Genomic DNA, 7,576 nt, shown 5'->3' with positions numbered 1-7,576 from the left:
GGCTCCGCGGACGCCGCTCCCAGCGCCGCGCCGAAGCCCCCCGGGGAGACCGCGGCCCCGGCGGACGCCGCCCCCGGAACCTTGCCCGAGGCGGCGGCTCCCGCGACCGCCGCGACCCGCGCGACCTCCGAGCCCGAGACCTCCGAGACCTCCGAGACCTCCGTGGACGCCGGCACCGGTGCGGCCGACCTTCCGGCGGCGGCGGCGGTCCGGCCCCGGCCGGTCCGCGAGCTGCTGCTGATCGCCCTGCTGTTCGGCGTCTACAAGGCGGGCCGGCTGGCCGCCAACGGACGCGTCGGCGAGGCGTTCCGCAACGCCCGCGACGTCTGGCACGCCGAGCGCCTGCTGCGCCTCCCCAGCGAGCTGGACGTCCAGAACGGCCTGCTGCACAGCCAGGCCCTGATCCACCTCGCGAACTCCTACTACGCCTACGTGCACTTCCCGGCGACCGCGGCGTTCCTGCTGTTCATGTACCTGCGCCGGCCCGCCTACTACCGGTGGGTCCGCTGGGTCGTGGTGGCGCTGACCGCCGCCGGCCTCGTCCTGCACCTGACGGTGCCGCTCGCGCCGCCGCGGATGCTCACCTTCACCGGCCTGGTGGACACCGCCGCCCGGTACGGTCCGTCGGTCTACGGCGCGCCGCAGACCGACACCGTCGCCAACCAGTACGCGGCGATGCCGTCCCTGCACATCGGGTGGGCGATCATCGTGGCGGTCGGGATGATCGCGGCCTGCCGGACGCGCTGGCGCTGGCTGTGGCTGGCCCACCCCGTCCTCACCGTGCTGGTCGTGGTGGGCACGGCCAACCACTACTGGCTGGACGGGCTCGTGGTCACCGCCCTGCTGGCGGTCGTGCTGGTGGCGCTGCGCCCGCTCCACCGGGCGGCGCGTCACGCGCACGAGGCACGGCTGCGGGCCGACGCCCGCGGGGCGCGGGTACCCTGACCGCAGGCCCGGTCGGGACGGGCCGTCGGCGAGGAACCGTGTCGGGGGACGAGTGCGCGCCAGAAATCTGATCTCCGCCGTTCCGACGGGGCTGTCGTGGTACCTGACCCTGTCGGGCATCGTGTCGATCCTGTCCTGGCTGTCGGCGGGGCTCATCGAGGACCTGGACGCCATCTGGGTGCTGCGCTGGATCGGCTACTTCTGCTGGCTGCCCAGCATGACCTGGGGCCTGCTGCTGCTCCTGGTGTCGACCGGGGTGCGGCGGCGCAAGAAGTCGGCCTGGCGCATCACGCTCGCGCTCCTCGCCCTGTTCTTCCTGCTCTACCTCGCGATCGCGGTCGTCTTCACGCTCGCGCCCGACCCGGACGTCACGCTCGGCCCCGGCGAGTACATCGCGCCGGTCTGCTACGCGGTCGCGCTGGTGGCGGTCGGCGCCGCGAGGCCGGAGTTCACCGCCCTGCCCGACCGCGCGAACCTCCGCCTGGCGTGGCGGGTCGGCGGCGCGATGGTGCTGGTCAGCGGCGTGCTCGGCACGCTGCTGGTGCACCTCACCGACCGCAACACCTCCGGCGGGTTCTGGAGCCAGCCCCTCTACGCGGCGCTGCAGACCGTCCTCGGCGCGCGGGTCACCGGCCACACCCTGTACGTGGACGTCCCGGGCTGGGTGGACCTGATCCTCGGCGTCCTCGGCAGCGGCCTGCTCGTCGCGACCGTCTGGGCGCTGTTCCGGCCCGCGCGCGGCGACGCCGTGCTCAGCCCCGGCGAGGAGCTGCGCGCCCGCGAGCTGCTGCTGCGCTACGGCGACGAGGACTCGCTCGGCTACTTCGCGCTGCGCCGCGACAAGGACTTCATCACCGCCCCCAACGGCAAGGCGGGCATCGCCTACCGGGCGCAGGGCTCGATGTGCCTGGCCAGCGGCGACCCGCTCGGCGACCCCGAGTCGTGGAGCCAGGCCATCGAGGCGTGGCTCGCCGAGTGCCGCCGCCACTCCTGGACGCCCGGCGCGGTCAGCGTCGGCGAGCGCGCCGCCGTCGAGTACCGCCGGCACGGCCTGAGCGTGCTGGAGCTCGGCGACGAGGCGATCATCGACGTGCCCGAGTTCAACCTCGAGGGCCGGGAGATGCGCCAGGTCCGGCAGGCCGTCCGGCGGGTGGAGCGGGCCGGGTACACCGTCCGCATCCGGCGGCACGCGCAGATCCCCGCCGCCGAGATGGCGGCCATCGTGCAGCGCGCCGACCAGTGGCGCGAGGGCGAGACCGAGCGCGGCTTCTCCATGGCGCTCGGCCGGCTCGGCGATCCGACCGACGGCGCCTGCGTGATGGTCGAGGCGTTCGACGCCGCGGGCCGGCTGCGCGGGCTGCTGTCGTTCGTCCCGTGGGGCCGGACGGGCCTGTCGCTGGACCTGATGCGCCGCGACCGGGCCGCCGAGAACGGCCTGAACGAGTTCATGGTCGTCCGGCTGATCGAGCGCGCCGGGTCCGTCGGGGCGAGCCGCATCTCGCTGAACTTCGCGATGCTGCGCTCGGTGTTCGAGCGCGGCTCGCAGATCGGCGCGGGGCCGCTGGTCCGCGCCGCCTACCGGGTGCTGTCGTTCGCGTCCCGGTTCTGGCAGCTGGAGTCGCTGTACCTGTCCAACGCCAAGTACCACCCCGAGTGGGTGCCGCGGTACGTGTGCTTCAGCTCCGGCGCCGGCGGCCTGATCCACCTCGGCCTCGGCTACGCCCGCGCCGAGGGGTTCGTGCCGAGCCTGTCCCGGCGCCGGCTGGACCGCGCCGCCAACGCCGCGCCGACCCCCGAGCTGGTCGCCGAGATCGGCCGGCTGGAGGAGGCCGCCGACCGGGACCGGGCCCCGCGCCGCCGGCTGTCGGAGCAGGAGCGCGTCCGGCACGCCAAGCTGGAGCGGATCGAGGCCGCGGGCATCGAGCCCTACCCGCTGGGGTTCGACCGCACCGGCCTGGCCGCCGGCCTGCGCGAGCGGTACGCCGGCCTCGCCCCCGACACCCGCACCGGGGAGACCGCCGCGATCGCCGGCCGGGTCATGCTCGAACGCGACCACGGCGGGCTGGTCTTCGCGACGCTGCGCGACGAGTCCGGCGACATCCAGGTGGTGCTGACCGTCGACGGGCTCGGCCCCGAGCCGCTGCGCCGCTGGAAGGCGCTGATCGACCTCGGCGACCAGGTCGGGGTGGCCGGCGAGGTCATGACGACCCGGACCGGCGAGCTGTCGGTGCTGGCGTCCGGGTGGAAGCTCACCGCCAAGTGCCTGCACCCGCTGCCGGACAAGCGGGCGGGGCTCGCCGACCCCGAGGCGCGCGTCCGGCACCGCGCCGTGGACCTGATCGTCAACGACGACTCCCGCCGGATGCTGCGGATGCGCGGCGACGCGGTCTGCGCCGTCCGGGACGTGCTGCGGGCGCGCGGCTACCTGGAGGTCGAGACGCCGGTCCTGCAGCCGATCCACGGCGGCGCGGCGGCGCGCCCGTTCACCACCCGGATCAACGCCTACAACATGCGGCTCTACCTGCGGATCGCGCCGGAGCTGTACCTGAAGCGGCTGCTGGTCGGCGGGCTCGGCAAGGTCTTCGAGATGGGCCGCGACTTCCGCAACGAGGGCGTGGACGCCACCCACAACCCCGAGTTCACGATGCTGGAGGCGTACGAGCCGTACGGCGACTACGACACCATGGCCGAGCTGACCCGCGAGCTGGTGCTGGCGGGGACCCGCGCCGCCCTGGGCACCACCGTGGTCGTCCGGGACGGTGTGGAGCACGACCTCGCCGAGCCGTGGAACCAGATCACCGTCCACGGCTCGGTGTCGCGGGCGCTGGGTGAGGAGGTCACCCCCGACACCCCGCGCCCGGAGGTCGTGCGGCACGCCGCCCGCGCGGGGCTCGAGGTCGAGCCCGAGTGGGGGCAGGGGCGGATCGTCCAGGAGCTGTACGAGGCGCTGGTCGAGGACGGCCTGACCGCCCCCACCTTCGTCCGCGACTACCCGGCCGAGACCTCCCCGCTCACCCGCCCCCACCGCAAGGACCCGCGGCTCGCCGAGAAGTGGGACCTGATCGTGTTCGGCATGGAGCTCGGCACCGCCTACTCCGAGCTGGTCGACCCGATCCTGCAGCGGGCGCGGCTCACCGAGCAGTCGCTGCTCGCGGCGGGCGGCGACGCCGAGGCGATGGAGCTGGACGAGGACTTCCTGCGCGCGCTGGAGTACGGGATGCCCCCGGCGGGCGGCATGGGCATGGGCGTCGACCGGCTGCTCATCGCGCTCACCGGCCGGTCCATCCGGGAGACGATCGCGTTCCCGCTGGTCAGGCCGGGCCGCTGAACCGGTTCCGGCGATCTCTCCCGGCGGTATGACGATTTCGGGACCGAGCGGGAAAAATGGGAGGGATTCCCGACGCGAGTGAGGACGGTCCGCGACGTGAGCGACATCCCCCGGCGTGCGGTCACCCGCACCGCCAAGCTGGCGAGCCTGCCCCTCGGCTTCGCCGGCCGCACCGCGCTCGGCCTGGGCAAGCGGACCCTCGGCAGGCCCGCCGAGGCGGTCGCGCTGGAGGTCCAGCGGCGCACCGCCGAGCAGCTGTTCACCGTGCTCGGCGAGCTCAAGGGCGGCGCGATGAAGGTCGGCCAGCTGCTGTCGATCTTCGAGGCGGGCCTGCCGGACGAGCTGGCGGCGCCGTTCCGCGCCAGCCTCACCCGGCTGCAGGAGGCGGCCCCGCCGATGCCCGCCGCGACCACGCACCGGGTGCTCGCCGAGGGGCTCGGCCCGGACTGGCGCGACCGGTTCGCCTCGTTCGACGACAGGCCCGCCGCGGCGGCGTCGATCGGACAGGTCCACAAGGCGGTCTGGGCGGACGGCCGGACGGTCGCGGTCAAGGTGCAGTACCCGGGCGCGGGCGCGGCGCTGATGAGCGACTTCAACCAGATCTCCCGGCTCAGCCGCCTGATCAACCCGCTGTTCCCCGGCGTCGAGGCCAAGCCGGTCATCGCCGACCTGCGGCGCCGGCTGGAGAAGGAGCTCGACTACACCGACGAGGCCGCCGCGCAGACGGCCTTCCACGACGCCTACGCCGGCGACCCGGACTTCGCCGTCCCGGCCGTGGTGGCGCAGTCGGGGAACGTGCTGGTCACCGAGTGGCTGGACGGCACCCCGCTGTCGAGGGTCATCGCGTCCGGGACCAAGGAGGAGCGCGACCGGGCCGGGGTGCTGCTGTTCCGCTTCCTGCTGTCCGGGCCGTCCCGCTGCGGGCTGATCCACATCGACCCGCACCCCGGCAACTTCCGGCTGCTGGCCGACGGGCGGCTCGGCGTCATGGACTTCGGCGGCGCCGCGCGCGTCTCGGACGAGCTGCTCTGGTCCCTCGGCCGGATGGTGGCGATCGGCACGGGCGGCGACCCGGAGGAGATGGTCGCCAACGCGGTCGAGGAGGGGTTCCTCGCGCCGGACGCCGACGTCGACCCCGAGCAGTTCGCCGACCTGGTCGTCCCGCACGCGACGCCGTTCACGCGGGAGACGTTCCAGTACACCCGCGAGTGGCTGCGCCGCGAGACCGGCCGCAGCCTCGCGATGGCCACGGACATGCGGCCCGGCAGCCTCGCGCGGCAGCTCCGGCTGCCGCCGCAGTACCTCGCCGTGTGGCGGGCGATGGCGGGCTGCGGCGGCGTGCTCTGCCAGCTGGAGGCCGAGGGCCGGTTCCGGGACGAGGCGCTGCGCTGGCTCCCCGGCTTCGCGGACGGCGGCCCCGGCGGCGGGAGCGCCCCGGGAGACGAGAGCGCCCCGCAGGACGACCCCGACCCGGAGGTCGAGGCCGCGTCCTGATCCGGGCGGGGGTCAGGAGGAGAGGGCCGTGCGCTCCTCCTGCTCGACCTGCTCGTTCCAGACGCGCTTGCCGGCCTGCCAGCCGTCCTCGTCGCGCCCGACGCGCCAGTAGCCGGAGATCGACATCAGGTCCATCGGGAGCGTCCGCTCGACCCGCAGGTAGCGCCGCAGCTCCTTGACGAACCCGGCCTCGCCGTGCACGAACGCCTGGACGCGGCCGTCCGGGAGGTCCAGCGCGCGGACGGCCTCGACCAGGGCGGCCCCCACGGGGCGGTCGCCGCGGTGCAGCCAGACGATCTTGGCGTCGCCGGGGGAGGACAGCTCCTGCTCCTCCGACGCGTCCTGGACCTCGACGAACACGTGCGCGGGCACGCCGGACGGGACGCGCTCCAGCGCCGCCGCGATGGCGGGCAGGGCGCTCTCGTCCCCGGCGAACAGGTGCCAGTCGGCGTCGGCGCTCGGCGCGTACTTGCCGCCCGGGCCCATGAAGTGGATCTCGTCGCCGGGCCGGGCGGCGTCCGCCCACGGCCCGGCCAGGCCGTCCTCGCCGTGGACCACGAAGTCGATGGCGAGCTCGCGGGCGTCCGCGTCCCAGGAGCGGACCGTGTAGGTGCGCGTGGTCGGCCACTGGTCGCGCGGGAACTCGGCCCGGATGCGCTCCAGGTCGAACGGCTCGGGGTAGGCGACGCCCGGCCGCCCGAACAGCAGCTTGACGTAGTGGTCGGTGTACTCGCCCGCCTCGAACTCCGCGAGGCCGTCCCCGCCGAGGACGACCCGGACCATGTGCGGGGTGAGCCGCTCGGTGCGCAGCACGACGCCTCGGTGCGTCCTGCGTCCGCCCCTGCGCTCGCGCTCCGCCGCCCTCGGTTCGGTTGCCATGTACGTCCTCCGCTGTCGATGTCCTGTTAGGCAAGCCTAATCCACCGGGTGCCGCGAGCATCCCGGTCCGTCTGATATTTTACGGATGAAACACTTGTAAATGTTTGGGGGAGTATGCCGGGAGGGACGATGAGGGGGACGGTCTCGCCGCGCCTGGGGGTATCGGTCCGCCCGCTGCCGCTGCGGGGCGTGCTGGCGCTCGGGCGCCGCTCGGACATCTGGTACAAACCCGCGCTGAGCGCGGTGATCGCCTCGGCCGTCCCCGACCTGGCGCTGCTCGCGGCGGGCCGCCTCGACCTCGCCCTCTACACCTCCGCGGGCTCACTCGTCGCGCTGTACGCGCACGGACGCCCGTACGCGGCCCGCGCTCGCACGCTCGCCCGGGTCGCGCTGCTGATGCTGGCGAGCCTCGCGGTGGCGCTGGGCACCGCAGCGCTGACCGGGGACGTGGCGGTCCGCGTCGCCGTCGCGGCCCTGCTCGCCGCCGGGCACAAGCTGGTCTGCGACGCCACCCGGATCGGCCCGCCCGGCAACGTGATCTTCACCTTCGTCGCGTCCGGCTGCGCGTTCGTCCCGCAGCGGCTCGCCGACGTGCCCGGCCACCTCGCGCTGGCCCTGGCCGGAGCCGCGATCTCCTGGCTGGTGTGCATGGCCCCCGCCCTCGTCCGCCCGGACGGCCCGGAGCGCCTGGCCGTCGCCAGGGCCCTGGAAGCCGTCGCCCGCGTCCCGCAAGCCGCCGTGCGGACGCCGGACGGCACCGCGCGGCCAGAGGACGACGATCCGGCGGTGCGGCGTGCGCGGCATGACGCGGCGGCCGCGATCAACGCCGCCTGGCACACGCTGCTCCTCGTCCCGCCGCGGGCGGCCGGGCGGCGCGTTCCCCTGGAGCGGCTGGTGGCGCGGGCCGAGTCGGTGCTCGGCGGCGCGTCC

The 7,576-nt window shown here is 74.7% G+C and carries 4 protein-coding genes and 1 pseudogene; 4 read left to right on the top strand and 1 reads right to left on the bottom strand.

Annotated elements, in window-relative coordinates; all coding sequences use genetic code 11:
* From DZF91_RS31435 to DZF91_RS31425, 3 genes are all read left to right on the top strand, one after another.
* Positions 1 to 945: phosphatase PAP2 family protein (locus tag DZF91_RS31435; protein WP_328589245.1), on the top strand; the 945-nt coding region annotated here is incomplete at its 5' end.
* Positions 946 to 997: 52 nt separating this feature from the next.
* Positions 998 to 4,273 carry a bifunctional lysylphosphatidylglycerol synthetase/lysine--tRNA ligase LysX gene (gene lysX / locus DZF91_RS31430; protein ID WP_199487023.1) on the top strand — a complete coding sequence of 1,092 codons (3,276 nt, stop codon included), beginning with the start codon at positions 998 to 1,000 and terminating at the stop codon, positions 4,271 to 4,273.
* A gap of 96 nt (positions 4,274 to 4,369) precedes the next feature.
* A complete protein-coding gene (locus DZF91_RS31425; RefSeq protein WP_199487022.1) occupies positions 4,370 to 5,767 on the top strand; it encodes an ABC1 kinase family protein in 1,398 nt (465 codons plus the stop codon).
* A gap of 12 nt (positions 5,768 to 5,779) precedes the next feature.
* Here DZF91_RS31425 and DZF91_RS31420 read toward each other — a convergent pair whose 3' ends face one another.
* Positions 5,780 to 6,646 carry a siderophore-interacting protein gene (locus DZF91_RS31420; RefSeq protein ID WP_117360695.1) on the bottom strand — a complete coding sequence of 289 codons (867 nt, stop codon included), beginning with the start codon at positions 6,644 to 6,646 and terminating at the stop codon, positions 5,780 to 5,782.
* Positions 6,647 to 6,775: 129 nt separating this feature from the next.
* Here DZF91_RS31420 and DZF91_RS31415 point away from each other — a divergent pair.
* Positions 6,776 to 7,576 (top strand): annotated as a pseudogene (locus DZF91_RS31415) (FUSC family protein); the annotation flags it as partial.

The sequence above is a fragment of the Actinomadura logoneensis genome (genome assembly GCF_003428695.1).
GTDB classification, from domain to species: domain Bacteria; phylum Actinomycetota; class Actinomycetes; order Streptosporangiales; family Streptosporangiaceae; genus Spirillospora; species Spirillospora logoneensis.
This window is presented reverse-complemented; position numbering and strand designations above follow the sequence as displayed.

Excerpts from the sequence above, each read along its gene's own strand:
- DZF91_RS31420 (WP_117360695.1), bottom strand. The coding sequence starts at position 6,646 with ATGGCAACCGAACCGAGGGCGGCGGAGCGCGAGCGCAGGGGCGGACGC.